Origin of the sequence: Actinomadura meyerae (assembly GCF_900188445.1) — a bacterium.
In the GTDB taxonomy this organism is placed as follows: Bacteria; Actinomycetota; Actinomycetes; order Streptosporangiales; family Streptosporangiaceae; genus Spirillospora; species Spirillospora meyerae.
Map to the genome: position 1 here is coordinate 1 of NZ_FZOR01000045.1, position 25,075 is coordinate 25,075.

The 25,075-nt window shown below is 72.6% G+C and carries 21 protein-coding genes; 10 read left to right on the forward strand and 11 right to left on the reverse strand.

What is annotated here, in order from left to right:
* Positions 1 to 142: 142 nt before the first annotated feature.
* Positions 143 to 1,351, forward strand: a complete 1,209-nt coding sequence (locus CHF16_RS32775) for a 4-hydroxybenzoate 3-monooxygenase (protein WP_089330050.1) — start codon at positions 143 to 145, stop codon at positions 1,349 to 1,351.
* Between the two features lie 59 nt (positions 1,352 to 1,410).
* Here the strand turns inward: CHF16_RS32775 and CHF16_RS32780 are convergent, their stop codons facing one another.
* The gene (locus CHF16_RS32780; protein ID WP_218826959.1) at positions 1,411 to 2,397 is read right to left on the reverse strand and encodes an ABC transporter substrate-binding protein; all 987 of its coding nucleotides are present in this window, start codon (positions 2,395 to 2,397) and stop codon (positions 1,411 to 1,413) included.
* A gap of 119 nt (positions 2,398 to 2,516) precedes the next feature.
* Between CHF16_RS32780 and CHF16_RS32785 the strand changes: the two genes are divergently transcribed.
* Positions 2,517 to 4,139 carry an amidohydrolase gene (locus tag CHF16_RS32785; protein WP_089330051.1) on the forward strand — a complete coding sequence of 541 codons (1,623 nt, stop codon included), beginning with the start codon at positions 2,517 to 2,519 and terminating at the stop codon, positions 4,137 to 4,139.
* An 89-nt stretch (positions 4,140 to 4,228) separates the two neighbouring features.
* On the opposite strand, the gene CHF16_RS32790 is transcribed toward CHF16_RS32785, so the two are convergent.
* Positions 4,229 to 4,933 (reverse strand): FadR/GntR family transcriptional regulator, encoded by a 705-nt coding sequence (locus tag CHF16_RS32790; protein ID WP_089330052.1) that lies wholly within the window; start codon positions 4,931 to 4,933, stop codon positions 4,229 to 4,231.
* A 253-nt stretch (positions 4,934 to 5,186) separates the two neighbouring features.
* On the opposite strand from CHF16_RS32790, the gene CHF16_RS32795 reads away from it, so the two are divergent.
* The 3 genes from CHF16_RS32795 to CHF16_RS32805 are packed head-to-tail and all read left to right on the forward strand — an operon-like array spanning position 5,187 to position 7,605.
* Positions 5,187 to 6,026 (forward strand): ABC transporter permease, encoded by an 840-nt coding sequence (locus tag CHF16_RS32795; RefSeq protein ID WP_245869642.1) that lies wholly within the window; start codon positions 5,187 to 5,189, stop codon positions 6,024 to 6,026.
* On the forward strand, positions 6,023 to 6,793 hold the full coding sequence (locus CHF16_RS32800; RefSeq protein WP_089330053.1) for an ABC transporter permease: 771 nt from the start codon (positions 6,023 to 6,025) through the stop codon (positions 6,791 to 6,793). The genes CHF16_RS32795 and CHF16_RS32800 overlap by 4 nt, the downstream gene beginning before the upstream one ends.
* Positions 6,793 to 7,605: an ABC transporter ATP-binding protein gene (locus CHF16_RS32805; protein ID WP_245869643.1), complete on the forward strand. Its 813-nt coding sequence runs from the start codon at positions 6,793 to 6,795 to the stop codon at positions 7,603 to 7,605. The genes CHF16_RS32800 and CHF16_RS32805 overlap by 1 nt, the downstream gene beginning before the upstream one ends.
* Positions 7,606 to 7,641: 36 nt before the next feature.
* On the opposite strand, the gene CHF16_RS32810 is transcribed toward CHF16_RS32805, so the two are convergent.
* Genes CHF16_RS32810 through CHF16_RS32825 form a run of 4 tightly spaced genes read right to left on the reverse strand, consistent with a single transcriptional unit; the run spans position 7,642 to position 12,633 of the window.
* Positions 7,642 to 8,841 (reverse strand): hypothetical protein, encoded by a 1,200-nt coding sequence (locus CHF16_RS32810; RefSeq protein WP_089330054.1) that lies wholly within the window; start codon positions 8,839 to 8,841, stop codon positions 7,642 to 7,644.
* Positions 8,838 to 11,126, reverse strand: coding sequence for a xanthine dehydrogenase family protein molybdopterin-binding subunit (locus CHF16_RS32815; RefSeq protein ID WP_089330055.1), 2,289 nt, complete (start codon positions 11,124 to 11,126; stop codon positions 8,838 to 8,840). Before CHF16_RS32815 ends, CHF16_RS32810 begins: the two co-directional genes overlap by 4 nt.
* Complete coding sequence (locus tag CHF16_RS32820; protein WP_089330056.1) at positions 11,123 to 12,115, reverse strand: FAD binding domain-containing protein; 993 nt, start codon at positions 12,113 to 12,115, stop codon at positions 11,123 to 11,125. Before CHF16_RS32820 ends, CHF16_RS32815 begins: the two co-directional genes overlap by 4 nt.
* Positions 12,112 to 12,633 (reverse strand): (2Fe-2S)-binding protein, encoded by a 522-nt coding sequence (locus tag CHF16_RS32825; protein WP_089330057.1) that lies wholly within the window; start codon positions 12,631 to 12,633, stop codon positions 12,112 to 12,114. Before CHF16_RS32825 ends, CHF16_RS32820 begins: the two co-directional genes overlap by 4 nt.
* A gap of 119 nt (positions 12,634 to 12,752) precedes the next feature.
* On the opposite strand from CHF16_RS32825, the gene CHF16_RS32830 reads away from it, so the two are divergent.
* The 3 genes from CHF16_RS32830 (at position 12,753) to CHF16_RS32840 (ending at position 16,086) form a co-directional block, all read left to right on the forward strand.
* Positions 12,753 to 14,804 (forward strand): SpoIIE family protein phosphatase, encoded by a 2,052-nt coding sequence (locus tag CHF16_RS32830; RefSeq protein WP_089330058.1) that lies wholly within the window; start codon positions 12,753 to 12,755, stop codon positions 14,802 to 14,804.
* Positions 14,805 to 14,884: 80 nt separating this feature from the next.
* The gene (locus tag CHF16_RS32835) at positions 14,885 to 15,739 is read left to right on the forward strand and encodes a sigma-70 family RNA polymerase sigma factor (RefSeq protein ID WP_089330059.1); all 855 of its coding nucleotides are present in this window, start codon (positions 14,885 to 14,887) and stop codon (positions 15,737 to 15,739) included.
* The gene (locus tag CHF16_RS32840) at positions 15,736 to 16,086 is read left to right on the forward strand and encodes a DoxX family protein (RefSeq protein WP_089330060.1); all 351 of its coding nucleotides are present in this window, start codon (positions 15,736 to 15,738) and stop codon (positions 16,084 to 16,086) included. Before CHF16_RS32835 ends, CHF16_RS32840 begins: the two co-directional genes overlap by 4 nt.
* On the opposite strand, the gene CHF16_RS32845 is transcribed toward CHF16_RS32840, so the two are convergent.
* The 3 genes from CHF16_RS32845 to CHF16_RS32855 all read right to left on the reverse strand — a co-directional run bounded on the left by CHF16_RS32845 (position 16,060) and on the right by CHF16_RS32855 (position 18,298).
* Positions 16,060 to 17,061: an NAD(P)-dependent alcohol dehydrogenase gene (locus CHF16_RS32845; RefSeq protein WP_089330061.1), complete on the reverse strand. Its 1,002-nt coding sequence runs from the start codon at positions 17,059 to 17,061 to the stop codon at positions 16,060 to 16,062. The two genes, CHF16_RS32840 and CHF16_RS32845, sit on opposite strands and share 27 nt — an antisense overlap.
* A gap of 142 nt (positions 17,062 to 17,203) precedes the next feature.
* Entirely contained in the window at positions 17,204 to 17,899 is a 696-nt protein-coding gene (locus CHF16_RS32850) for a TetR/AcrR family transcriptional regulator C-terminal domain-containing protein (protein ID WP_089330062.1), read from the reverse strand.
* Between the two features lie 117 nt (positions 17,900 to 18,016).
* Positions 18,017 to 18,298, reverse strand: a complete 282-nt coding sequence (locus CHF16_RS32855; RefSeq protein ID WP_089330063.1) for a hypothetical protein — start codon at positions 18,296 to 18,298, stop codon at positions 18,017 to 18,019.
* A gap of 213 nt (positions 18,299 to 18,511) precedes the next feature.
* Here CHF16_RS32855 and CHF16_RS40605 point away from each other — a divergent pair, with 213 nt between their 5' ends.
* On the forward strand, positions 18,512 to 22,384 hold the full coding sequence (locus tag CHF16_RS40605; RefSeq protein ID WP_179271817.1) for an NACHT domain-containing protein: 3,873 nt from the start codon (positions 18,512 to 18,514) through the stop codon (positions 22,382 to 22,384).
* A gap of 6 nt (positions 22,385 to 22,390) precedes the next feature.
* On the opposite strand, the gene CHF16_RS32865 is transcribed toward CHF16_RS40605, so the two are convergent.
* Together CHF16_RS32865 and CHF16_RS32870 are read right to left on the reverse strand one after the other, a co-directional pair.
* A complete protein-coding gene (locus CHF16_RS32865; protein WP_089330065.1) occupies positions 22,391 to 23,287 on the reverse strand; it encodes a class I SAM-dependent methyltransferase in 897 nt (298 codons plus the stop codon).
* 17 nt (positions 23,288 to 23,304) lie between these two features.
* Complete coding sequence (locus CHF16_RS32870; RefSeq protein WP_089330066.1) at positions 23,305 to 24,510, reverse strand: MFS transporter; 1,206 nt, start codon at positions 24,508 to 24,510, stop codon at positions 23,305 to 23,307.
* An 83-nt stretch (positions 24,511 to 24,593) separates the two neighbouring features.
* Between CHF16_RS32870 and CHF16_RS32875 the strand changes: the two genes are divergently transcribed.
* Positions 24,594 to 25,070 (forward strand): winged helix-turn-helix transcriptional regulator, encoded by a 477-nt coding sequence (locus CHF16_RS32875; protein ID WP_089330067.1) that lies wholly within the window; start codon positions 24,594 to 24,596, stop codon positions 25,068 to 25,070.
* Positions 25,071 to 25,075: the final 5 nt, after the last annotated feature.

Here is a 25,075-nt window from a genome sequence, read left to right on the forward strand (position 1 = left end):
CCACCGACCCGGTCGGCGAGGCCTACCAGCGCTTCTTCGACGACGTGGAGGCCCGCACCTGCAAGAGCTGCGGCGAAGTGCTCCAGCCCTACTGAACCCCCCATCGGTTACCGAAGGTGACCGGCCGCAGAGAGAGTCCACCATGGAACGAACACAGGTCGCCATCATCGGAGCCGGCCCGGCCGGCCTCCTCCTCGGGCGGATGCTGGAACTCGCCGGGGTCGACGCGGTGATCCTGGAGCACCGGACCCGCGCCTACGTCGAGGGCCGGATCCGGGCGGGCATGCTGGAGCACCGCACCGCGCTGCTCCTGGACGAGCTGGGCCTGGCGGAGCGCATGCACCGGGAGGCCGCCGTCCACCACCGGTTCGAGATGCGCTTCGACCGGCAGCGGTACCAGATCCCGATGGCCGAGCTGACCGGCGGCTGCACCGCCGTCATGTACAGCCAGCAGGAGATCGTCCGTGACGCGATCGAGGCGCGCGTCGCCTCGGGCCTCCCGCTGGAGTTCGACGTCGACGACGTCCGGCTCGAAGGCGTCGACACCGCCGAGCCGAAGGTCCGCTACCGCGCGGCCGACGGCAGCGAGCACGTGCTGGCCTGCGACTACATCGCGGGCTGCGACGGCTTCCACGGGGTGTCCCGCGCGTCGGTCCCGGAGGGCGTGCTGACCTCCTACGAGCACGTCTACCCGTTCGCCTGGCTCGGCGTGCTGGCGGACGTCCCGCCGTCCACCTTCGAGCTGATCTACGCCTGCCACGAGCGCGGCTTCGCGCTGCACAGCATGCGGTCGAGCGAGATCAGCCGCTTCTACCTCCAGGTGAAGCCGGACGAGGACCTCGCCGCCTGGCCCGAGGAGCGGATCTGGAGCGAGCTGCGGACCCGGCTCGGCACCGACGACGGCTGGACGCTGTCGGAGGGCGCCGTCACGAAGAAGGGCATCACCGCGATGCGCAGCTTCGTGGTGGAGCCGATGCAGTACGGGCGGCTGTTCCTGGCCGGGGACGCCGCGCACATCGTCCCGCCGACCGCTGCGAAGGGCCTCAACCTCGCCGCGGCGGACGTCCGGCTGCTCGCCGACGCGCTGTGCACCTGGTACGAGTCCGGTGACCGCGCGGCGCTCGACCGCTACTCCGACGACGCGCTCCGCGGGGTGTGGCGCGCGCAGCAGTTCTCCCGCTCCATGACGTCGCTGCTGCACCACGACCCGAGCAGCCCGATGGAGTGGCGGCTCCAGCACGCCGAGCTGAAGCACGTCTGCACGTCCGAGTCGGCGATGAGGAACTTCTGCGAGAACTACGTGGGGTACCCGGCGGTCGGACGGATCCACCGGCTCGACCCCGCCCGCTGAAGCTCCCCAAAGGAAGGTGGGCCGGATCCGACGGATCCGGCCCACCTTGTTCGCTTCGGTCAGGACTTCGGTTCCTGGATGAGGTCGTCCAGAGTGACGGGCTTCTGGATGAGCTTGTACTTCTCGGTGAGGCGGACCAGCTCCTCCAGCGAGTCGCGCTGGAAGGAGGCCGGCCAGTCGACCATGTTGATCTTCCCCGCCTGGTCCGCGGGGATCTTCGCGTAGGTCGTGATGACCTTGCGCGCCTCGTCGGGGTGCGCGTTGGCGTACTCCAGGGACTGGCGCACCGCCGCGTCGAACCGCCGCACCACGTCCGGGTTGCTCTTGGCGTAGGCGGTCGACGTGAAGTACGAGGCCACCGCCAGGTTCGGGTGGGTCTCGGCGTAGTTGTTCAGGACGGGCCGGGCGCCGCGCTCCAGCAGCGAGGTCACGAACGGCTCGCACTCCCAGGCCGCGTCGATGCGGCCCGACTCGACCGCGGTGACCATGTCGGGGAAGCCGAGCTCGGTGAACTTCACCGAGCCCGGGTCGACGCCCTTCTTCTCCAGCGCCGCGCGGACCGTCACGTCGCCGATGTTGTTGAGCGTGTTGACCGCGAGGGTCTTGCCGGCCAGGCCCTTGGCGTCCCGGATCGGGCTCTTCGCCGGGACCAGCACCTGGCACGCCTCGTTCTTGCCCGGGGCGATGCCGACGCCCGGCGTGATCGCCTGCAGCGGCACGCCCTTGCTCTTGGCGATGATCAGCGACACGTTGTTCGAGAAGCCGAACTGGTTGCTGTTGCTGACGACGGCCGGGACGATCGCCGCCCCGCCCGCGGCGAGCTGCGGCTCGACCTTGAGCTTCTGCGCGCTGAAGAAGCCCTTCTGCACGCCGAGGTACAGCGGCGCGACGTCCGTGATCGGGATCAGGCCCACCTTCACCGTGGTCACGCCGTCGGCGTCGCTCTCGCCCGCCGAGGTGCCCCCCGAGCCGCACCCGGCGGCCAAGCCCGCCGCGAGCGCCGCGGAGACCACCAGGAGCCCGTGCCGTCGGATCTTTCTCATCATGGCTCACTCCTTGAGTGGAGCGGCGTCTGCCGCCACTTAAACCCGAACGATTATCATCAATATGCTCCGTGGGTCAACGGTGTCTGCCGAGGCCGACCGCCTGATAACGTACAATCGTTATGAGGAATCTTGAGGGTGACTACATCGTCCGGGCCCGCGGGGTGCTCACCATGGACGCGGCCCGGCCGCGCGGTGAGGCGCTCGCGGTCCGCGGCGCGCGCGTCGTCGCCGCGGGCTCCTTCGACGAGGCGCGCGCGGCCCTCGGTGAGCACGCGCCGGTCCTGGACCTGGGCGACGCGACCGTCCTGCCGGGGCTGATCGACACGCACATGCACCTGCTGTGGACGGGCATGGCGGACGTCCTGCTCGACCTGGAGGGCGAGCGCAGCATCGAGGGCATCCTGCGCGCGACGCGCGCCTGGGCCGACGCCCACCCCGGCGCGCCGTGGGTCGTCTCGGCCGACGGCTGGGAGGTCGAGGACGTCGCCGAGCGGCGCCTGCCGACCCGCGACGAGCTGGACCGCGCCTGCCCCGACCGCCCGGTGCTGATCCTGCGCTGCGGCCACCAGGGCGCGGCGAACTCGGCCGCGCTGGCCGCGGCCGGCCTCACCGACGGCACCCCCGACCCGCCCGGCGGCCGCCTCGGCCGGGACGCCGGCGGGCGGCTCACCGGCGAGCTGGTCGAGCCGCCGGCGATCGAGCTGGTCCGGCGGCACGTGCCGGCGCAGGACGACCGGTCCCGCCGCGCCGCGGTCGCCGCCGCGGCGGAGCGCGCCCTGGCCGCCGGGCTGACCTCGGTGATCGAGCCGGGGCTGCGCCCCGAGGAACTCGCCACCTACCAGGGGATGCGCGCGGACGGCGAGCTGCCGCTGCGGGTGACCGCGATGCCGCTCCAGCTTGCCGGCGCCTCCGTCGAGGACGAGGTCGCGCGGCTGTCCGGCCTCGGGGTGGGTTCAGGCTTCGGCGACGACATGCTGCGCCTCGGCCCGGTGAAGGTGTTCCTGGACGGCGGCGGCTCGCTCGGCACGGCCTACCTGCGGGAGCCCTGGCCGGGCCGGTGCGGCGACCACGGGCAGCTCCTGCTCGACCCCGGCTCGATGCGGGAGCTGGCGTCCGGGCTGGTGGCGCACGGCTGGGCCCTGGGCGTGCACGCCGTCGGCGGCGGGGCGCTCGACCTGCTGTTCGACGTGCTCGACCACGCCGACCGGGTGGCGCCGGTGAAGCCGCTGCGCTGCCAGGCCATCCACGCCTACCTGACGCCGTCGGAGCGCAACATGGCCGACGCCCGCCGCCTCGGCGTGGTCGTCGCGACCCAGCCGACGATGCAGGAGCAGTTCGCCGACCGCCTCATCGCCCAGCTCGGCGCCGACGCCGCGGCGGCGGCCACCCCGCTGGCCACCTGGCAGCGGGCGGGCGTCCGGCTGGCCGGCGGCTCGGACTCGCCGGTCACCCCGTTCCAGCCGCTGCGCGGGATCTGGCAGGCGGTGACCCGCCACCACCCGCCGACCGGCGGGCCTCTCGGCCCGGACGAGCGGCTCGACGTGGCGGCGGCCCTGCGGATGTACACGGCCGACGCCGCCTACGCCGCGTTCAACGACCACGCGGTGGGCGTGCTGCGTCCCGGCATGCGCGCCGACTGGGTCGCGCTGGGCGCCGACCCCACCGAGTGCCCGCCCGGCGATCTGCGCGACATCCCGGTCCTGGCCACGGCGGTCGACGGCCGGATCCGCCACCGGGCCTAGTGGAGTCCCATCACTTGCGGCGTGTCGCCCCTATGGCCGCGTCCGAAGGGGCGACATGCCGCAAGCGGACGCGGCCGGGCCGCCGCGGGTCAGCTGACGACCGAGGTCGGCGGGCTGTGGCGGCGCACCGCGCGGCGCACCCGCGCGGGGTCCTGCGACTCGACGGCGTCGACGAGGGCGACGTGGGTGCGGAAGGTCCTGCCGGCGGTGAACAGGTCGTCGGAGCTGACGTGCTCGATCTCATTCTCGATCATGTCGAGCATCGTGGTGTAGATGACGCGCAGCACCAGGTTGGGGGTGATCTCGGCGATCCGCCGGTGCACGGCCCAGTTGGCGCGCAGGAACGCGGCGGCGTCGGTGCGCTGCTCGTCCATGCGGGCCAGCAGCTCGCGGAGGTCGGCGAGGTCCTCCTCGGTGCGGTGGGCGGCGGCGTCCATGAGGATCGGCTCCTCCAGCGCGTCGCGCACCGCCAGGCAGTTCGCGCTGGTGTCGCCGTTCTCGCGCAGCTCCAGGATCAGGTGGTTGATGCGCACGTGGCTCGGCGTGCGCAGGGTGAACAGGCCGCCTCCGGGCCCCGGCTTCGCCGACACGACCCCGCGCGTCTCCAGCAGCCGGACGGCCTCGTTGACGGTCCCGACCGCGACGCCGTACTCCTGGCGCACGTCCTCCTTGGTGCCGAGCCTGCTGCCGTCGGGCAGCGCGGAATCGATGATCTTGCGCTCGATCTCCCGCGCGATGGCCTCGGCGCGCGACAGTCGCCACTCGGTGCGGTCGGTGTGGTCGGGACGACTCATCGGGTTGCTCTCCAGATCGTCGGTCGGATAGCGGCCGGTCAGCGGGATGGCGGGGCGGGAACGGCCCTACCTTGACAGATAATCATCATGCTTAATACCGTCATTATAGGGCTGAAGGAAGCCCCGTGGTGGCCACCCCCCGCCACCCGATCGTTCGCGGTGTCCCGACGTGCCCGACGTCCCCCGCGTGTGGCCAGGGTCGGCCGTTCCGCCGGTGCGGACGCGGCAAGGCCGTATCCGGAAGGAGCTTCCGTTGACCTCGACCACGTCGGAGTCAGTCGTTCCCGGCAGGAGGCGGCGGCGGTTCGCCCGCTCGCCGAGGTTCACCGACGGGCTGCTCGGCGCGGCGGGGCTCGCCGCGACGCTGGCCGTCCTCGAACTGTCCACGATCGCCGGGCTGCTGCCGGAACGGACGTTCCCGCGCATCACCAGCGACCTCGGTGAACTCGCCGGCCTGGCCGGCGGCTCCGAGCTGTGGACCGCGATCGGCCGCACCCTGCAGGGGTGGGCGATCAGCTTCGCGATCGCCGTGGTGGTCGCGGTGCTGCTCGGCGTCGCCATCGGCTCCAGCAGCCTGCTGCGGGCGGCGACCAACGCGGTCATCGAGTTCCTGCGCCCGATCCCGTCGGTCGCGCTGATCCCGCTCGTCGTCCTCGTCCTCGGCACCGGCCTGCAGAGCAAGGTCTTCCTGGCCGCGTTCGCCGCGGCCTGGCCGGTCCTCATCGCCACCATCTACGGCATGCGGGACGTCGAGCCGGTCGCCCTGGAGACGGCCCGGGCGTTCCGGGCCCGCCCGCACGACCGGCTGCTGTCGGTGGTGCTGCCGAGCGCGGTGCCCTACATCGCCACCGGGCTGCGCGTGGCGTCGACCACCGCGCTGATCCTCTGCGTCACCGCCGAGCTGGTGATCGGGTCGCCCGGCCTGGGCCAGTCGATCACCGTGGCGCAGGCGGGCGGCCAGTACAGGCTGATGTACGCGCTGATCATCGCGACGGGGCTGCTCGGGGTCCTGCTCAATCTCGTGTTCGTCGCGCTGGAGAGGCGGCTGCTGCGGTGGCACCCGTCGCAGCGCGCCAAGGAGGTCGTCCAGTGAGCCGCCGCGCAGTGCTCCTCGGCGTGCAGATCGCCGCGCCCGTCCTCGTGCTGCTCGGCTGGGCGGTGTGGTCGGCCGGCAGCGCCAACATCTTCTACCCGCCCCTGACCACGATCCTCTCGGTGTTCCGCGAGACGTGGCTGTTCGACCGGGTCGGCTCCGACGTCGTCCCGAGCCTGACCAACATGTTCTCCGGGTTCGCGCTGTCGATCGTCATCGGCGTGCCGCTCGGCGTCCTCATCGGGCTCGTGCGCAAGCTCGGCACCGCGCTGGCGCCGGTCGTCGAGTTCGTCCGGGCGATCCCGCCGCCCGCGCTGATCCCGTTCGGCATCGTCGTGCTCGGTGTCGGGACGTCGATGAAGGTGTTCATCATCCTGATGGTCAGCCTGTTTCCGATCCTGATGCACACCATCGACGGGGTGCGCGGGGTCGACCCCGGTCTGCTGGACAGCGCGCGCGCCTACCGCGTCCCCCGCCGCGACCGGCTGCTGCGGGTGGTGCTGCCGGCCGCGGCGCCGCAGATCTTCGCCGGGGCACGGGTCGCGCTGTCGCTCTCCCTGATCCTCATGGTGATCAGCGAGATGGTCGCGAGCACCCGCGGGATCGGCTACTTCATCCTCGAGGCCCAGCGCACCTTCGCCATCCCCGAGATGTGGTCCGGGATGGTGCTGCTCGGGATCCTCGGCTACCTGTTCAATCTCGCCTTCGGCGTCATCGAGCGCCGCGCGCTGCGCTGGCACCACGGGGCACGAAAAGGAGCGTCTTGATGAGCAACGAAGCGCCGATGCTCGAGGTCGAGGGCCTCGGCAAGGTCTACGGCGGCGGCGACCAGGCGGTGCACGCGATCGACGAGATCAGCTTCACCGTCGCGCGCAGCGAGTTCGTGTGCGTCGTCGGCCCGTCCGGCTGCGGCAAGACGACGCTGCTGCGCTGCCTGTCCGGGCTGATGCCCGCCACGACCGGCGTGGTGCGGGTCGAGGGCGAGCCGATCGACCGCACCCCGGAGGACATGGCGATCGTCTTCCAGGACTACAGCAGGTCGCTGTTCCCGTGGATGTCGGTGGAGGAGAACGTCGCCTTCCCGCTGCGGCGCAAGCGGCTGGACCGCAAGAAGCGGCAGACGCTGATCAGCGAGTCGCTCGCGGCCGTCGGCCTGGCCGACGCCGGCCGCCGGTACCCGTGGCAGCTGTCGGGCGGCATGCAGCAGCGCGTGGCGATCGCGCGCGCCCTGGCGTACGAGCCGCAGATCCTGCTGATGGACGAGCCGTTCGCCTCGCTGGACGCGCAGACCCGCGCCGACCTGGAGGACCTCACCCTCAAGCTCCGCCACGAGTACGGCGTGACCGTGGTGTTCGTGACGCACGACATCGACGAGGCGGTCTACCTGGCCGACCGGGTCATCGCGCTGACCCCGCGTCCCACCCGGGTCCGGGGGATCGTCGACGTCGACCTGCCGCGTCCGCGCGACCAGCTCAGCACGAAGGAGCTGCCGGAGTTCGCGCGGCTGCGCGGGCGCGTCTACCGGGAGGTGCGCCAGCTCGGCGACCCGGAGACCGCGGCCGCCGCCCCCAACGCCTAGGACGGTGTCCGAGGGGGGCGGCGGGGGCGGTGCCCTTCACTCCTCGGGGTCGCCCGCCGGGGTGAAGGGCCAGCGCCGGCCGATGCCGACGTGCAAGATGACGCCGACGCTGAGGAAGCTCAGCGCGGCGGTGGTGACCCAGTCGTCCGCGGTGGCCCGCGTCCAGGCGACGGTCCCGGCGTAGGCGTACAGCGCGCGGTCGATGGCGAACGCGACCAGGGCGCTGAGCACGAGGGTGAGGACGCGTCCCGGCACGGTCGGCAGCCGGGACGCGGGCCAGCCGTCGAACAGCATGGCGGTGATCAGCACGCCGGTGATCACGCAGCCGCAGGCGGCGCCGATCGCCGCGGGCCGCCAGCCGGCCGCTTCGCGCAGCAGCACGTAGGTGACCGCACCGAGCGCGATGACCAGGACGTTCCCGGCGAGCAGGCGCGGTGCCCGGCGGGCGATGGCGTGGACGGGCCAGCCGCGCAGCCCGATGAACACCACCGTCTGCCAGACCCCCACCGCGACGAGCGCCGCGCCGAAGTCGGGCGCGGGGACCGGGCCGCCGGGGTCGCGCAATCCGGCGGCGGACCGTTCGGCGGCGGGCACGGCCTCGTGGTTCACCAGCAGGAAGTAGGCGGCGGCCCCGATCGCCCAGGACAGCGCGAGCGCCGCGAGGCCCGAGGGCAGCCGGCTCAGCCGGTTCAGCGGCCACCGCTCGGAGACCAGCGTCAGCTGGAGCGTGGCGGTGAAGACCGCGGCGGCCAGCGGAAGCGTCGCCGGGAACGTGGCCGGCGCCCCGCCGCCCGGGTCGGCCTGGAAGACCCCGCGGAGGTCGGAGCGTTCGACCACGGCCTGCCCGGCGATCGTCAGCACCACCGCGAACGCGGCGACCAGGACGGTGTCGATCACGCCGGTCCAGGGGGTGGGCAGCCGCGAGCCGGGCCAGTCATTCCACCAGAACGCCACCATCGCGACGGCGGGCAGCGCGAACAGGGCCAGCGGGCCGAGGACCAGCAGCGACGTCCGGGTGTCGCCGGTTCCGAACGCCAGGACCGCGAACGCGGCCACGGTCAGCACGGTCCCGCCGAGCCCCGCCCAGGGCTGCGCGCTGAACCGCCCGCGCCGCGCCTCCACCGGCGGCGCGGCGCGGAGGCGGGGCGGCGTCGTCAGCGTCGGCCGGTCGGGGAGCGGTTCCGTGCTGCAGCAGACCAGCTCGGCCGCCCGCGCCCGGCCGGGGCGCGCCGTCATGCCGGGTGCGGGGCGACCGCCAGGCCGTTGAGGAGGTGCTCTGCGGTGATCGGACGCTCCCGGACGCGGACGCCGGTCGCGTGGAAGACGGCGTTGGCGACCGCGGCACCCGAGCCGACCTGGCCGATCTCGCCGACCCCCTTGACGCCGAGCGGGCCGGTGACCGGGTCGTCCACCTCGATCAGCGCGATGTCGACGTCGGGCGCGTCGGCGTTGACCGGCACCAGGTAGTCGCCGAGGCTCGCGTTGGCCCACCGGCCGAGTCCGGTGTCCATGTGGGTGCCTTCGAGCAGGGCCTGGCTCATCCCCCAGAGCATCCCGCCCATGAGCTGGCTGCGCGCCGTCAGCGGGTTGAGGACGCGGCCCGGCGCGAACGCGGCGGTCATGCGCCGCACCCGGACCAGCCCGAAGTCGGCGTCGACCGCCACCTCGGCGAACTGGGCGCCGAACGTCAGCAGCCCGTACGGGGTGTCCAGCGGCGGCGGGTCCCAGCTTCCGATGGCCTCGGCGTCGTTCATGAGGTGCCGGCCCATGAGGTCCTGGTACGTCTCGGAGGCACGGTAGGTCTCGGAGGCACGGTACGTCTCGGAGGCGCCGTCCGCGGACATGCGCCCGTCCTCGACGGTGACCGTGCCGGGGTTCACGCCGTGCAGCGGCGAGTCCGGGTCGGAGACAGCCGCGGCGATCATCTTGTCGCGGACGGCGACGGCGGCGTTGTGCACGGCGGCGCTGACCATCATCGCGCCGTTGGAGCCCACCGGCGACCCGGCGGTCGGCATGTCGGTGTCGCCGTACTCCAGCCGCACGTCCCCGAGGCCGATCCCGAGCCCGTCGGCGGCGACCTGGGTCAGGACGGTCGTCATCCCGGTGCCGAACTCCTGCGCGGCGGTCGACACCACGGCGGTGCCGTCGGAGTACAGGCGGGCGCGGGCGCGCTGGGTGCGCATGAAGAACGCCACCGGGTACGCGGCGGTGGCCATGCCGGTACCGATCAGCCACTCGCCCTCGCGGCGGACGCCGGGCGCCGGGTCGCGATCGCCCCAGCCGAACCGCTCCGCACCGCGCCGCAGGCAGGCGGCCAGCCCGCCGCTGGACCACGGGTTGCCGGTGTTCGGGTCGACCTCGGAGGCGTTGCGCAGCCGCAGCTCGACCGGGTCGATCCCGAGCTCGTAGGCGAGCTCGTCCAGCGCGCATTCGAGGCTGAACATCCCGGCGGACTCGCCGGGCCCGCGGGTGAAGGTCGGCGTCATCGTGTTGCCGCGCACCAGCCGGTGGACGCCCTCGAACGCGGGGCTGGCGTACACCTGGGACGACGCGCCGAACGCGGGCTCGGCCCAGTCGTCGAACGGCGAGGTGACGGAGACCTTGTGGTGCCGGATCGCGGTGAGCGTCCCGTCGCGGCGCGCGCCGAGCACGATGCGCTGCTCCTGGTCCTCCCGGTGCCCGCAGGAGGTGAACATCTGCTCGCGCGTGACCGTGAGCCGGACCGGCCGCCGGACGTGCCGGGCGGCCAGCGCGGCGAGGGTCACGTGCGGCCAGACCATCGCCTTGGACCCGAACGCGCCGCCCACGAACCGGGTCAGCACCCGGATCTTCGACGGCGACATGCCGAGCAGCGCGGCGACGGTGAGCTGCACCGCCTTGATCCCCTGGCACGAGTCGTACAGGGTCAGCCGGTCGTCCTCCCAGACCGCGGTGGTGGTCAGGGGCTCCAGCGCGTTGTGGTGGTTGGCGGCGAAGCGGTACACCGTGTCGACCTGGACCTCCGCCGCCGCGAGCGCCTCCTCGACGTCGCCGCGCCGCAGTTGCGCCGGCATGAAGCCGCCGAAGATCTTCTCGGGTTCGTAGGCGTCGTCGCGGCCCTGCTCGATGACGGTGACGGACGGAGCCTCCTCGTACTCGACCCCTACCAGGGACGCCGCGTACTGCGCCTGCTCCCACTCGTCCGCCACGACGATCGCGACCGGCTGGCCCGCGTAGTGGACGGTGTCGTCCTGCATGGGGAAGAACGTCTCGCCGGGCGCCGGGCCGCCCATCAGGGACGGCACGAGCGGCACATGGGCGACCTTCGGCATGTCGTGCCTGGTCAGCACGGCGACGACCCCGGGGGCCCGCTCCGCCTCCGCCGTGTCGACCGCGGTGACCCGCCCGGCGGCCACCCCCGCGCCGACGATCCGCGCGTGCGCGAGGCCGGGCAGCGCGACCTCCCCCGAGTAGCGGGCCGCGCCGGTGACCTTCTCCCGGCCGTCGACCCGGGGGACCTCCCGTCCGATGGCTCCGCTCATCGGCCCTCCCCGTCCACGAGTCCCGTCAGCGCCCGGACGATCGTCCGGCGCACCAGTTCGACCTTGAAGGCGTTCTGCGGCCGCGGCCGCGCGGCCGCCAGCTCCCGCGCGGCGGCCTCGGCGAACGCGTCCGGCGTCGCCGGGCCGCCGAGCAGGCTCCGTTCGGCGGCCCGCGCCCGCCACGGCTTGGTCGCGACCCCGCCGAGCGCCAGCCGCACCTCGGCGACGGCGCCGTCCCGGACGTCCAGCGCCGCCGCGACCGAGGCCAGCGCGAACTCGTAGGACGCCCGGTCGCGGACCTTCAGGTACACCGACCGCCGGGCCGCCGGGACCGCGGGCACCTCGATCGCCGTGATCAGCTCCCCGTGCTCCAGCGGCCGCTCGCGATGCGGGGTGTCGCCGGGGAGCAGGAAGAAGTCGTCGATCGGGATGCCCCGCTCGCCGCCCGGCCCCCGCGTGCGGACGACCGCGTCGAGGGCGACGAGCGCCACCGCGACGTCGGACGGGTGCGTGGCGATGCACATGTCGCTGGTGCCGAGCACCGCGTGCCCGCGATGGAAGCCGTCGATGGCCGAGCATCCGGTGCCGGGCTCCCGCTTGTTGCAGGGCGAGACCGCGTCGCGGTAGTAGCCGCACCGCACCCGCTGGCACAGGTTGCCGCCCATCGAGGCCATGTTCCGCAGCTGCGCGGACGCGCCCAGGAGAAGCGCCTGCGCGACGAGCGGGAACCTGTCCACGACCCCGGCCGCTCGGGCGACGTCGCTCATGCGCGCGAGCGCGCCGATGCGCAGACCGCCGTCGGGAAGGTCCTCCACCCCGTTCAGGGGCAGGTCGTTGATGTCGACGAGGAGGTCCGGCTGCAAGACGTTCTGGCGCACGAGGTCGATCTCGGTGGTGCCGCCCGCGAGGAAGGCGCCGCTCGGATGGGAGCCGACGACCGCGATCGCCGCTTCGACGCCGTCCACCCGCGCGTAGTCGAACGCCCTCACCGTCCCGCCCCGCCCGTCGCGTCGCGGACGTCGCGGATCGCGGCCCGGATGTTCGGGTAGGCGGTGCACCGGCAGATGTTGCCGCTCATCCACTCGGCGATCTCGTCGTCGTCGGAGGCGTGGCCCTCCTCCAGCAGCGCGACCGCCGACATGATCTGCCCCGGCGTGCAGTAGCCGCACTGGAAGGCGTCGCGGGCGATGAACGCCTCCTGCATCGGGTGCAACCGGTCGCCGTCCGCCAGGCCCTCGATGGTGGTGACCTCGCGTCCCTCGCAAGAGACCGCGAGCGTGAGGCAGGCCAGCACGCGGCGTCCGTCCACCCACACCGTGCAGGCGCCGCACGTGCCCTGGTCGCACCCCTTCTTCGAGCCGGTCAGCCCGAGATGCTCGCGCAGCGCGTCCAGCAGGCTCACCCGGGGTTCGATCCGCACGCGCCTCTCCCGGCCGTTGACGGCCAGGACGACCTCGCGCGCCTCCGGGGCGCGTTCCAGCGGCCGGGCCTCGACGTCCATCGCCATCGGAACTCCTTGAAGATCAGATGTCGCTCACTCTCCGTATCGGGGCACTGCCCACAAAGGGACGGTTCTTCACCTCCCATGAGGATCCGACCTGCGCGAAGGACGAACGGGGGCACACGATGACCACGACCGGCGGCACTGACGGTGAGGGGCGGGGGAGCGAGCGACCGGCGGCGGTCGTCATGCTCGCCGCCGACGGGACGGTGACCGGCTGGACGAGCGCCGCGCGGGAACTGCTCGGCCACGGCGCGGCCGACCTCGGCCGCGGCGAGGTGCGCCTGCTCCCGCCGCACGGCCCGGACACCGGACCGCCGGGCTGGCCGGACGGTGCGCGGCGGCAGTCGTCGGGACTGCTGGAGGTGCGGCGCGGCGACGGCGGCACGCTCGTCGTGCACGCCTCCACGGTGCGGCTGGACGGCGCGGGGGACGGCGCGGGGGACGGCGCGGGGGACGAGCCGTCCTGGCTGGTCTGGATGAGGTCGACGGCGGAGGGGGTCGACCACATGCCCTCGATGCTCGAACCGCTCATGCGCACGCCGATCGCCCTGCTGATCTGGGACCGCGACCTGCGGTGCGTCTGGGCGAACACGGCCGCCGAGCGGCTGCAGCCCGCCTTCCCGCACTACCGGGTCGGCCGCCGGCTCACCGACCCGCCGCCCGGCATCGACACGCGGGCGGCGGCGGACACGATCCGCAGGGTGCTCGCCGACGGCGTCCCGCTGTTCGACCAGGAGGTGCACCGGACCTCGCCCGACGGCCGCGAGGACATCACCCTGTCGATCTCCCATTTCCGGCTCGACGCCCTGGACGGCCGGCCGCTCGGCGTGTGCTCGGTCGCGCTGGACATCAGCCGCAGCCGGGCGCGCCGGCGCCTCGCCGTGCTGCGCGAGGCCAGCATCCGCATCGGCACGACCCTCGACGTGCAGCGGACCGCGCAGGAGATGGCGGACCTGGCCGTGCCGGACCTCGCCGACTACGTGACCGTCGACCTGGCCGAGTCCGTGCTACCGGGCACCGAGCCGCTGGAGCGCCTGGACGCGTCGGAGACCAGCATCCCGGTGTTCCGCCGGGCGGGCGTGGCGTCGATCCACGAAGGCGTCCCCGAGTCGATGTGGCCGATCGGTGAGCCGGTGTACGTGCCGCCGTCCTCGCCGTTCACCCGCGTCCTGGAGACGGGCCGCTCCCATTTCGAACCGGTGCTGGACACCTCGCCCGGCGGCTGGCTCGACGTCGACCCGGACCGCGCACGGGTCATCGCCGAGACCGCGATGCACACGCTGATCGTGGTCCCGCTGAAGGCGCGCGGCGACATCCTGGGCGTCTCGGTGTTCGTCCGCACCGACAACCGGACGCCGTTCACCCGCGACGACCTGGTCCTCGCCGAGGAACTGGCCGCGCGGGCCGCGCTGAGCCTGGACAACGCGCGCCAGTATACCCGCGAGCACACCGCCGCCCTCGCGCTGCAGCGCAGCCTGCTGCCGCGCGGCCTGACCGGCGGCGGCGCCGTCGACGTCGCCTCCCGCTACCTGCCGTCGGACGCGCACGCCGGCGTCGGCGGCGACTGGTTCGACGCGATCCCGCTGGACGGCGGGCGGGTGGCCCTGGTCGTCGGGGACGTGACCGGCCACGGCATCAACGCGGCGGCGACGATGGGGCGGCTGCGCACCGCCGTCCGCACCCTTGCCTACCTGGACCTCGCGCCCCACCGGGTGCTCACCCAGCTGGACCGGCTGGTCGTCCGGCAGGCCGAGGAGGAGCGCACACCCTACGACCCGGCGGGCGCCACCTGCGTCTACGCCGTGTACGACCCTGCCTCGGGGTACTGCACCTTCGCCGCCGCCGGGCACCCGCCGCCCGCGATCCTCCATCCGGACGGCGAAATCGCCTTCCCGCGCGCGCCCAGCGGCCTGCCGATCGGGCTGGGGGTCGGCGGCTACGAGCCGCTCACCCTCGACCTCACCGAAGGCAGCCTCATCGCCCTCTACACCGACGGCCTGATCGAGACCCGCGACGCCGACATCGAGTCGGGCATCGACCGGCTGGGCGCGGCGCTGTCCGAGGCGCGGCCGCCCCTGGACGACTTCTGCACCACCGTCATCCGGCTCATGACCAGGGGCAGGCGGACCGAGGACGACATCGCCCTCCTCGTCGCGCGGACCCGCCGCACGTAGCCGGGGTGAGTCACCTTCGGGGCCGCTGCCGCGTCTGGTGTGTAGAGACGAAGGGTGTGCAGAGACGAAGGGGAGCGGGCGTGAGCACCGACCAGGCAGCGGCCTTCGACCGCGAACGACCGCATCTGCTCGCGGTGGCGTTCCGCATCCTCGGGTCGGACGCCGACGCCCAGGACGTCGTGCAGGACGCATGGACGAGATACGTCCGCGCCGATCCCGCCGAGATCCGGAACACGCAGGCGTGGCTGACCACCGTGGTGACCCGCCTGTGCCTGGACGTCCTGCGCCGCTCCCGCGAGACCCCCCGATCCCCCGAGGAACTCCCGGCCGGGGCCGCCGGCGAGGACCCGGAGGACGTCGCGCTGCTCGCCGCCGAGCTGACCGCCGCCTTCACGGTGGTGGTGGAGGAGCTGACGCCTCCGCAGCGCGTCGCGCTCATCCTCCACGACGTGTTCGGCGCGCCCTTCGAGGAGATCGCCCACATCCTGGACACGACTCCGGGCTCGGCGAAGAAGCTCGCCAGCCGCGCCCGGGGACGCGTCCGCCGCACCGGATGGCCGGACGCGGAGTCCCGCGAGGCCGACCGCGTGGTCACCGCCTTCATGAAGGCGGCCCGGCAGGGCGACATCGACGGGCTGGTCGAGGTCCTGCACCCCGACGTGGTCAGGACGGCCGACCCGCAGGTGCTGCGCCCCGGCGCCCCGCAGCGGGTGGAGGGGATCACGGCCGTGGTCGAGGAGACCCGCCTGATGCGTCCCGCCGCACTGCGCGCGCGCCTCGCACGCATCGACGGGCGTCCCGGCATCGCCGTCGGCCCGGGGGACCCGCGCGCCGTCCTCGTCTTCCACATCGCCGGCGGCCTCATCGTCCGCTACGACGTCGTCGCCGACCCCCGGCGGCTGGCGCTGCTCCACATCGAGGAAGACCGACCATGACCACCGTCTACATCACCGTCACGCTCATCACCGCCGCGATCAACGCCGCGATCGCCGTCGCCGACCTGGCGAAGGCACGGTTCGTCCTCGCCAACTCGGCCGAGGTCGGGGTGCCGCACTCGATGCTGCCCCTCCTCGCCGCGCTCAAGGGCGCCGGTGCCGCCGGGCTCGTCCTCGGCCTGCTCGGCCTGCACGTCATCGGCGTCGCCGCGGCCACCGGCCTCGTCGCGTTCTTCGTCATCGCGGTCGCGGCGCACGTCCGGGCGAAGGTCTTCTACAACATCGCCTTCCCCGGCGCCTTCCTGGCGCTGGCCGCCGCCTCACTGACCCTGGCGGTCGCCGACTGAGACGGCGACCTTCCCCCGGGCGTGGCCGCGCTCGATGTACCGCAGCGCCTCGGGGACCTCGGCGAACGGATAGGTCCGGTCGATGACGGGCGCGACCTTCCCGTCCTCGATGAGCCCCGCCAGGAACTCCAGGTCGGCCGAGTTGGGCTTCCAGGTGACGTTGGCGATGCGCTGGCCGACGAAGGGCGAGAGCAGGGTGCCTCGGAGCCCGAGCGCGGCGGGGCCGAGCAGCCTGCCGCGCGCCGAGGCGATGCCACCCACGATCACCAGCGTGCCGCCCGGGACCAGCGGACGCCGGAGCCGCGCCAGTGACAGGTTCCCGACGATGTCCATGACCAGGTCGTACCGCCCCGCCCGTTCGGTGAAGTCCTCGCGGGTGTAGTCGATGGCGTCGTCCGCGCCGAGGGACCGGACCATCTCGACGTTGCGCGTGCTGCACACGCCGGTGACCTCGGCACCGAACGCCTTGGCGAGCTGGACGGCGAAGTGGCCGATCCCGCCGGACGCCCCGTTCACCAGAACCCGCTGACCTGCGGAGATCCGGCCGTAGTCGCGCAGCCCTTGCAGCGCCGTGTGCGCGGCCATCGACACCGACGCCGCCTGCTCGAAGGTGAGCCGGGCGGGCTTGGCGGCCAGCCTGTCCTGCGGGACGGCGACCGCCTCGGCGAACGAGCCCAGCTTGACCTCCCCGAACACCGCGTCGCCGGGCCGGAACCGGGTCACTCCCGCACCGACCCGCTCGACGACTCCGGCGAGGTCGGCTCCGAGGATCAGCCCCGGCCTGGGCCGCCGCAGCCCGACGCTGAGCCGCGCCAGCTTCGGGTCGGCCATCGCGTGGCGCCAGTCGTAGGGGTTGGCGGACGCGGCCCGCACCCGCACGAGCACGTCGTCCCGGCCGACGCCGGGCTCGTCGGCGTCCACGAGCGTGAGGACTTCGGACGGCGGGCCGTAGCGGTTCCAGCTCCACGCCTTCATGGCGGGCTCCCTTCGGGGGCTGCGCAGCCCGTAATCGTCGTACGACGTAAGGCTGTCATATCGCGTAAGGTATTCGTACGCCGTAAGACAGTCAAGGGCCCGTCAGGTGAAGGGTCCCCCGATGGCCGTCATCGGGCCGGGGTCAGGAACCTGCGGTGCGGCGGCGCTCCAGGCCGTCCAGGATCAGGTCGAGCGCGAACTCGAACTCGAACTGGTCGTCGCAGAAGCCCAGCGTGCCGTCCGGATCGTCGTGGACGGCGTCCGCCAGCATTCCGACGATGTTCGGGAACCGGTCGCCCATCTCCGCCATGGCGGCCCCGGCGTCCACGCCCTGGGCCGCGTCGGGCTGGAACAGCTCCTGCGTGAAGCCGAGGGCGCGGCTGCCCAGCACGTGCAGCGCGCGATGCGCCAGATCGAAGGAGAACCCGCCCGCCCGCAGGATGCCGACGACCTGGTCGAAGTACGCGATCACCAGCGGGTTCGTGCGGCTCACGAGCAGTTGCGGAGCCCACCGGTGCCGCAGCAGCACCTCCCGGGCCGCCAGCGCCCGCGCCCGCAGCGCGGCGCGCCAGTCCTCCGCCGGGTCGGGCGCCTCGACCTTCCCCACGGCGTCGATGACCTCTTCGAGGACCATCTCCGCCAGGCCGTCGAACACGGCCTCCTTGTTGGCGACGTGGTGGTAGAGCGACATCGCCTCCGCGCCGACCTCCTGCGCGAGCTTGCGCATGGTGAGCGAGTCGACGCCGTCCCGGTCGGCCAGCCGCACCGCGCCGCGCAGCACCCGCCTCCGGCTCAGCGGAATGCGCGGCAGATCGTCGGTATCGGTCGGTGGGGTCATGGCTCGTCCTCCCGCCGAACCCTACCCGTACACGGTAAGTCTCCCAGCCCCGAGCAGACCGGGACGGCCGGCCGCTGCGAGGAGCGGCCGGCCGTCGGGTTGCCCCGGCCCGGGAGGTTACGGACGCTGCCGCCCGTGCCAGAGCGCATAGAACGCCAAGGCCAGACTGGTCACCGCGATCCCGGCCCCGATCGGCGGCCATGCCGCGGGGACGAGGAGGGCCACCACCCCGGCGGCGCCGCCGAGGCCGAGGCTGACCGCGGTGACGATCACGTGCGGGGGAACGGAGGCGCCGCACCCGCCCGGACGCGCCCGGAAAGCCGCGTACGCGCGGTGCAGCCACCAGCCGAGGACGGAGAACGCCGACGCCGTCACGGCGAGTGGAATGAGAATGGACACGGTCTTGGGCTCCCTTCTTGGAGAAGGGGGTGCGCACCCGATTAACGTGCCTTCACAGTAGGAAAATCCGCGTCCGGAATAGGGGGTTGCCGCTCGGGTTGGCGATCCGATAAATGGTCTGAGGGAGCGGTAACCAGAGCGGTAACCAGGTCGCCGCTCACGGGTCGCCCGCAAGACGATGTCGCCTGTGCTCGCCCCGTGCATAATGTAGCCGTGGTGGATGAGGGCGAGGTGGACCTCGCGGCGCTGACGGATGAACTCGGACGGTTGTCCGAGCGAGGTCTGCCGCGTGCGTTCAAGCGTCTGGACAAGCGAAGTGATCCGCTCGAACTACCGCGGCTTCAGGCCATCGCGGAACGGGATGTGCCGGGCCAGTGGCGGGACGACCGGGTAGCGGCACTCGAAGCACTTCTGCGCCACGGTATTGAACGCCTGGACGGCACGGTCGGGACGACCGATGTCAGCCGGCAGCGAGCAGCAGCCATACTCTTCAATCTCTCGTTCCAGGATGTGCGGCCCCTCGATATGGAGGGTCGTCGGTGGAGTTCTGAGATCAAAAAGCGTCTTGTCGATGAGTTCCAGGCGCAGGATTCGACGGTGCGCCGCTATTCCAGGCAGATTCGCAAAGTCCTGGCGCGGATTCTCATCGACTCGCCCATGGCGCCGCAGCGGGCCGACGGGGGCACGCGCGAGGCAAGTGAAGTGGTTCGGGACTTTGTGCAGAACGCGCCCGCGCTGAAGGATTCCCGGAGGGTGCGCGAACTCGTCGCCGTTTCCGCCGCCTACGTCCGGGACGTTCGCATCGACAAGGCACTGTACGTGCCGCGGACCATCGAGGGTGACCTGTTCGAGAAGCTGAGCGACACGGCCCACTCCTGGCCGCGGGCGGTCATCGGCGAGGCCGGCGCGGGCAAGAGCACCCTGCTCTGGTCCCTGTACCGGGAGTTGGCCGCTAAGCCGCACATGGTGCCGATGCTCCTGCCGGCGACCTGGCTGCTCGGCGACACCCGTGGCGAGCCCGTCGAGAAGCTGCTCGGCGCGCTCCAGGACCTGGCGCAGGCCGGCAGGTCACCGGTGCTGCTGCTCGACACCGCCGACCTGATGCTCCACGACGAAGAGGCCCGGCAGATGCTGCTGCGGCTCGTCGACACCGTCCACACGGCGGGCTTCACGGGCGTGTACTCCACCAGGCCCCAGGAGGCCGCGCTCCTCGCGCATGACGAGTTGCGTCCCCACCATCTCCTGCCCTACGACGATGCCGAGATCGATCGCGCCGTGGCCGCCCTGGTGGACCGCTACTGTCCGGCGGCATCGCGCGCGGACGTGACCGAACGGGTCCAGCGGGCGACGGCTCGCGGGCTGCCGGTCGCGGACGTCTGCCGCAGCCCGCTGCTGCTGCGCATGCTGTTCGATCTCTCCGCGCCCGACGAGCCGGAACTCGACGACGTGGACGTCACCCGGCTCTTCGACGCGTACTGGCAGCGGCGAGTGATCCGCGACGCCCGTACGGACACCGAGACCGGCCTTCGCGCCCGCGCCGCCGACAACCTGAGCATTCTCGCCGGCCACACCGCCGTCGGGTTGCTCGCCTCGGGACTGCCCGAGCTACCCGGTGCCACGTTGCGCGACACGACCGGCATGGCGGCGGGGCCGCAGCACGATCCCGCGGTGCTCGAAGAAGGGCTCGACGTCCTCACCGAACGCGGCGTCCTCGTCCACAGCGGGGATCAGGTCGGCTTCTTCCACCAGACCATGTTCGAGTTCGCCGCCGCGAAGGGGCTGCTCGCCAGGTCGGACCCGGCGGTGATCAGCACGCTGACGACCCGGACGACCGGTCACGGCGGTGATCTGTTCGTCGGCGCCGTCCTCGAGCAGGTCCTGATCCTCGCGGGGACCAACCCCCTTCTCCAGGACGCGCTCCGGGACGCCGTGCGGTCACTGGTCACCTCCGGCGGTGAGGCCGTCCAGGCGATCGGGCTCGTGGCGTGGGCCCACTACCCGGCGCTCCTCGACGACTCCCCCGGCACCCTGCGGAAGACCGGGGCCTCGGCGCTGGAACGCGCGACGAGGATCCTGCCCACGATCGCGGCCAAACCGACCGGACAGACCATCAGCCAGCTCATGCTGGTCTGGGAGGCCACGAAGGAGCCGCGAGTACGCACGGCGGTGCTGGACGCGTTCGCCAGACTCGCTTTGCGTGTTCCGCGCGACGTGGCCGACGCGCTGGAGCACCTGAATCCGCTCCAAGTCTTCACGGGCACCACCGCCACCGAGGGCATGCGGCGCAGCCTCCTCGGCGTCCTGCACACGGTCTCCTCTAAGGCGCGCCTCCTCGTGCGGTCCACTCTCGTCGCAATGCTCATGAGGCCCGACGACCGGGGCTCCATCGAACTGGACTACCTGGCCGACCAGTGGCATGACATCGGCGACGACAATCTGCTCGCCGAAGTCGTCCGGGCACTCGACGCGTACGCGCGGCCGAGCCACGCGGTCGCGGCGGAACTGGGCCGGCTCATCGCCGCGGAATGGCGTCGGACGGGCATCTGGGACGAGCCCGAGGCGTGGACGGACTTCCTCGCGGACTCCCTCGGTGCAGAGGGCGAGGGCGTCACACCGGAGGCCGAGGCGGCCATCCGGGCCATTGGCGCCTTCACCGTCGCACTGAACGATGAGGACCGCATCCGGCTCGCCGTCGAGGCCCTCCTGGACGCGCAGAACCCACACGTGCGCGACCTTGTCCAGCAGACCGTGCTGCGCGACATCCTGTCGTCCGGGTCGAAGGCCGCCGCGATCCTGGAGGAGGTCGCGGGAACCTCACTGGCGACGATCGGCGACGCCGCGCAGCGAGGCATGATCGACGACCGGCAGCGGCTCCTGCTGGATCTGCTCGCCCAATCACAGGTAACCGAGGGAGCCGTCGCCCGGCTCATCCCCCGCCAGCTCGTCACCCGGGATTGGACGAGCGACGCCCGGCTGCTGCGGCTCGTCCCGGCCGCGGCCGACCAGGGGCATGCTGCCGCCCGGCAATTCCTGAAACGGGTGCGCCACGGCCCACCTCTTCTCTCGCCCGCCGGGCTCGACACGCTGTTCTCCACCCGCGCCGCACGAGACCCGAGAAGCGACGACGTCTTCGATGCCCTCCTGTCGATCGCCGTCCAGGCAGGCCGGACAGCGGACCTGGAGCAGATCGTCCGCGCCGCGGACTCCCGCGGCGGACGCATCGACGCGTACGGCCCGGTGCTTCTGAGGCACGCCCGCGACCTGCTGACGGGCGGCGACGACGAGGCGAAGCGGCGGGGCGGGGAGTTCCTGGCCGAGCTCATGGGCAAGATCGACATAGGGATGGCGTGGCCGGAACTCCGCGCCGTCTTCGATGACGTCGGCGACCAGGCCGTTCTCGTCCGGCTCATCGAGCATCTGTGGAACCAGACCCCGGTCGACGATGTCTCCGCCCAGCTCGAGTACCTCGGCCAGTTCATCGTGATCGAGCCTGATGCCGGGAAGCCGGTGGCGCGCCCCGGTGGGCGTCCGGTGAACATCTCGGTCGCGGTCGCATCGGCATGGGCCGTGCTCTACCTTCTGGGCCGCAGCCGTGACGCCGACGCCGACGACTGGCCGACGATTCGGACCCTGGGGCTTTACGAGGTCGAGCAGGATGCGGTCTTCGTCGAGACCAGGAGACTGCTCATCGTCAGCGATTACCTCGCCCGCCTCGGCAGGAAGAACCCGCGGCAGGCGGGAGAGAACCTGATCGAATACCTGGAGAAGGTCGCGGCGGGCGAATTCCGCGACAACTTCCCCAAGGCGTGGCGGCGTGAACTGCGCAACGCGGTCCAGCACGCCTGCGCCCACGGTGACCAGCGGATCATCACCGGGCTCGTCGCCACCTGCCGGACCGTCGACTTCAGCATCGCGGAGGAGGTCCTGACCGCCATCGCGGAACGGCACTACGCAGATGCCCGGCAGCATCTCCAAGCGCTCGGACGCGCCGACATATCGGCCACCCTGCGCGGCTTCGTCATCGACCTCGTGCGTGCGCACGACCGCAGTTTCGGGACGCGGGCCTTCCCCGAGATCCTCGCGTGAGTTCTGCTAGCTCCGCATGCTCGACACGGTGACTCGGCCGGTGCGCAGGGAGCGGCTGTGCGTGGCGGGCGAGCCGAGTTGCCCGGCGAGTTGCAGCAGGTCGATGTCGCGCTCGACGGTGAAGCCGCGCTCGGCCAGGAGTTCGGCCATCTCGGCGGGCTTCCACGCCGAGCGCCACGGCTCGTCCGACGTCGCGGACTCGACCCGGCTTGCGCGGGCGACCAGGCTGAGCACGCCCCGGCCGAGCGTGGCCGTCAGCGAAGGCGCCTGGTAGTTCACCACCAGGACGCTGCCGGGCGCCGAACGTTGCGCCACCGCGGTCGCCGTCGCGGCGACATCGGCCTTGCGCAGGTAGGGGACGACTCCCTCCCAGACCCAGACGGTCGGTGCCTCCCGGTCATGCCCGGCGGCCTCCAGGGCGGCGTCCAGCGGTTCGGTGGTCAGGTCGACCGGGGCGAACACCAGCCGTCCCGCCACCGGAGTCAGCCCGTCGGCGCGCTCGCGGGCGTCGGCCTGGGTGGCGGGGTGATCGACGCAGAACACCGTCGCCCCCTTAAGGGCGGGCAGGCGCCACGGCCTGCCGTCCAGCCCGGCACCGAGCAGGACAACCTGCATGCCGTCCTGGCCCTTGACGGCGGCGGTCACCGCCTCGTCGATCAGCACCGTGCGGGGCACCACGACCTCGGCGCAGGCGCGGACGGACTCCACCGCCCACCGCTCCCGGCCCCCGGCCCGCCCGGCGGCGGTCTCGTCCCGCGCCGCGTCGACCGGCTCCAGCTCCTCCGGCCGCAGTAACCGCCTGGCCACCGGATCGCTGAACCGTCCTTCGGCGACCCGGCCGTCCGCCACCGCCCGCCCCTGGCACACGAAGACCGCCGTCCGACTGGCTCCACCCGACTTCATCGCGAACCTCCTCTCCGCTACCGTCGCACCTCCGCGCCCGCACGGGCAACGCGCGGCTCCCGCGCCTCGGCGGTCACCTGGGGACGCCTCCCGGACGCCCAGACGGCCAGAGCGCATGCGGCGAATCCGGCTCCGAGCAGGCTGGATCCCGTCCAGCCGTGGGCGGAGAAGGCGGCGGTCGTCGCGGCCGCGCCGAGGGCGGAGCCGAGCGAGTAGAAGACCATGTAGCCGCCGATGGCGCCGCTCGTGCGATCCGGATGCGCGGCGGTCAGCACGTGCTGGTTGCTCACGTGGACGGCCTGCACCGCGAAGTCGAGGACCACGATCCCGGCGACGAGGAGCCACAGCGACCACGGCAGCCGCCCGATCGCCGCCCACGAGACGATGAGCAGGACGAGCGCCAGACCCGTGACCGGCGCGGCCCGCCCGGCGTCCGCCCAGCGGCCCGCGCGCGCCGCGCCGAGCGCCCCGGCGAGCCCGGCCACGCCGAACAGGCCGATCTGGAATTCGCTCAGGCGCCATGGCTCGCCCGCCAAGGGCAGGGACAGGCCGCTCCACAGCGTCCCGAACGAGGCGAACAGGAAGAACGCGATGAGCCCGCGCGTGAGGAAGACGCGATCCCCGAACAACCGGCCGAGCGAGACGACGGCCCTCCCGTACCCCGTCCGTTCGCGGGCCTCCTCCGCCGGCAGGACGGCGAGGACGAGGCCCGCGAGCCCGAGCGACAGCACCGCGAGCACGGCATAGACGCTCCGCCAGTTCCACACGTCGGCGAGCAGGCCGGTGACGACCCGCGCGCCCAGGATGCCGACCACGACGCCCGAGGTGACGACGCCGATGTTCCGTCCGCGCTCGCCGGGCGGCGACACGGACGCGGCATAGGCCACCGTCGTCTGCACCACGACGGCGAACACCCCGGCCACCGCGAGCCCCACGAGCGCCGCCCACGCGGCCGACGCCGCGGCCGTGACGATCAGGCCGACCGCCGTGAGCGCCAGATGCACGGCGATGAGGCGGCGCCTGTCGACCACATCGCCGAGCGGCACCAGCAGCACCAGCCCGGCCAGGTAGCCGACCTGGCCGACCGCGACGATCCACCCGGTCAGCTCGGCCGGGACGCCCAGATCGCGTCCCATCGGCTCCAGCACCGGCTGCGCGGCGTAGATGCTCGCCACCGCGACCCCGCACACCATCGCGAGCAGCGACCGCCGCCACACGCCCATCACGCCTCCCGATCAGTAGCAAATTGCAACTGATCGGACCGTACGGCATGATGGTTTCAATCCGCAACTGATCGGGAGGTGCCATGCCGAGCGCCCGGGACGCCGTCCCGACCGGCCCCGTCCCGACCGGCCCCACCTGGACCGACCCCGCCTGTCCCGTCGCCCGCACGCTCGACCTCGTCGGCGACAAGTGGAGCCTGCTCATCGTCCGCGACGCGATGGACGGGGCACGGTCGTTCACCGAGTTCCAGCGGCGCACCGGCATCGCCCGCAACATCCTCACGGACCGCCTGCGCAAGCTGACCGCCCACGGCCTGCTCGACCGGCGCACCGCCGCGTCCGGCCGCCGCCGGGAGTACGTGCTGACCGACGCCGGACGCGACCTCTTCCCCGTCGTCCTCACCTTGCGGCAGTGGGGGGAGCGCCACGCCTTCGCCCCCGGCGAGGCCCACTCGACCCTCGTGGACGAGCACGGCGCCCCGGTACCGGACTTCACCCCGACCGGCGCCGACGGCACCGTCCTCGACCCCGACACCACCCGCGTGCAGAAGATCCGCTAGCCGGA

Coding starts and splice junctions, on each gene's coding strand:
- CHF16_RS32775 (WP_089330050.1), top strand. CDS start 143: ATGGAACGAACACAGGTCGCCATCATCGGAGCCGGCCCGGCCGGCCTC.
- CHF16_RS32780 (WP_218826959.1), bottom strand. CDS start 2,397: ATGATGAGAAAGATCCGACGGCACGGGCTCCTGGTGGTCTCCGCGGCG.
- CHF16_RS32785 (WP_089330051.1), top strand. CDS start 2,517: ATGAGGAATCTTGAGGGTGACTACATCGTCCGGGCCCGCGGGGTGCTC.
- CHF16_RS32790 (WP_089330052.1), bottom strand. CDS start 4,933: ATGAGTCGTCCCGACCACACCGACCGCACCGAGTGGCGACTGTCGCGC.
- CHF16_RS32805 (WP_245869643.1), top strand. CDS start 6,793: ATGAGCAACGAAGCGCCGATGCTCGAGGTCGAGGGCCTCGGCAAGGTC.
- CHF16_RS32810 (WP_089330054.1), bottom strand. CDS start 8,841: ATGACGGCGCGCCCCGGCCGGGCGCGGGCGGCCGAGCTGGTCTGCTGC.
- CHF16_RS32815 (WP_089330055.1), bottom strand. CDS start 11,126: ATGAGCGGAGCCATCGGACGGGAGGTCCCCCGGGTCGACGGCCGGGAG.
- CHF16_RS32825 (WP_089330057.1), bottom strand. CDS start 12,633: ATGGCGATGGACGTCGAGGCCCGGCCGCTGGAACGCGCCCCGGAGGCG.
- CHF16_RS32830 (WP_089330058.1), top strand. CDS start 12,753: ATGACCACGACCGGCGGCACTGACGGTGAGGGGCGGGGGAGCGAGCGA.
- CHF16_RS32840 (WP_089330060.1), top strand. CDS start 15,736: ATGACCACCGTCTACATCACCGTCACGCTCATCACCGCCGCGATCAAC.
- CHF16_RS32845 (WP_089330061.1), bottom strand. CDS start 17,061: ATGAAGGCGTGGAGCTGGAACCGCTACGGCCCGCCGTCCGAAGTCCTC.
- CHF16_RS32850 (WP_089330062.1), bottom strand. CDS start 17,899: ATGACCCCACCGACCGATACCGACGATCTGCCGCGCATTCCGCTGAGC.
- CHF16_RS32865 (WP_089330065.1), bottom strand. CDS start 23,287: ATGAAGTCGGGTGGAGCCAGTCGGACGGCGGTCTTCGTGTGCCAGGGG.
- CHF16_RS32870 (WP_089330066.1), bottom strand. CDS start 24,510: ATGGGCGTGTGGCGGCGGTCGCTGCTCGCGATGGTGTGCGGGGTCGCG.
- CHF16_RS32875 (WP_089330067.1), top strand. CDS start 24,594: ATGCCGAGCGCCCGGGACGCCGTCCCGACCGGCCCCGTCCCGACCGGC.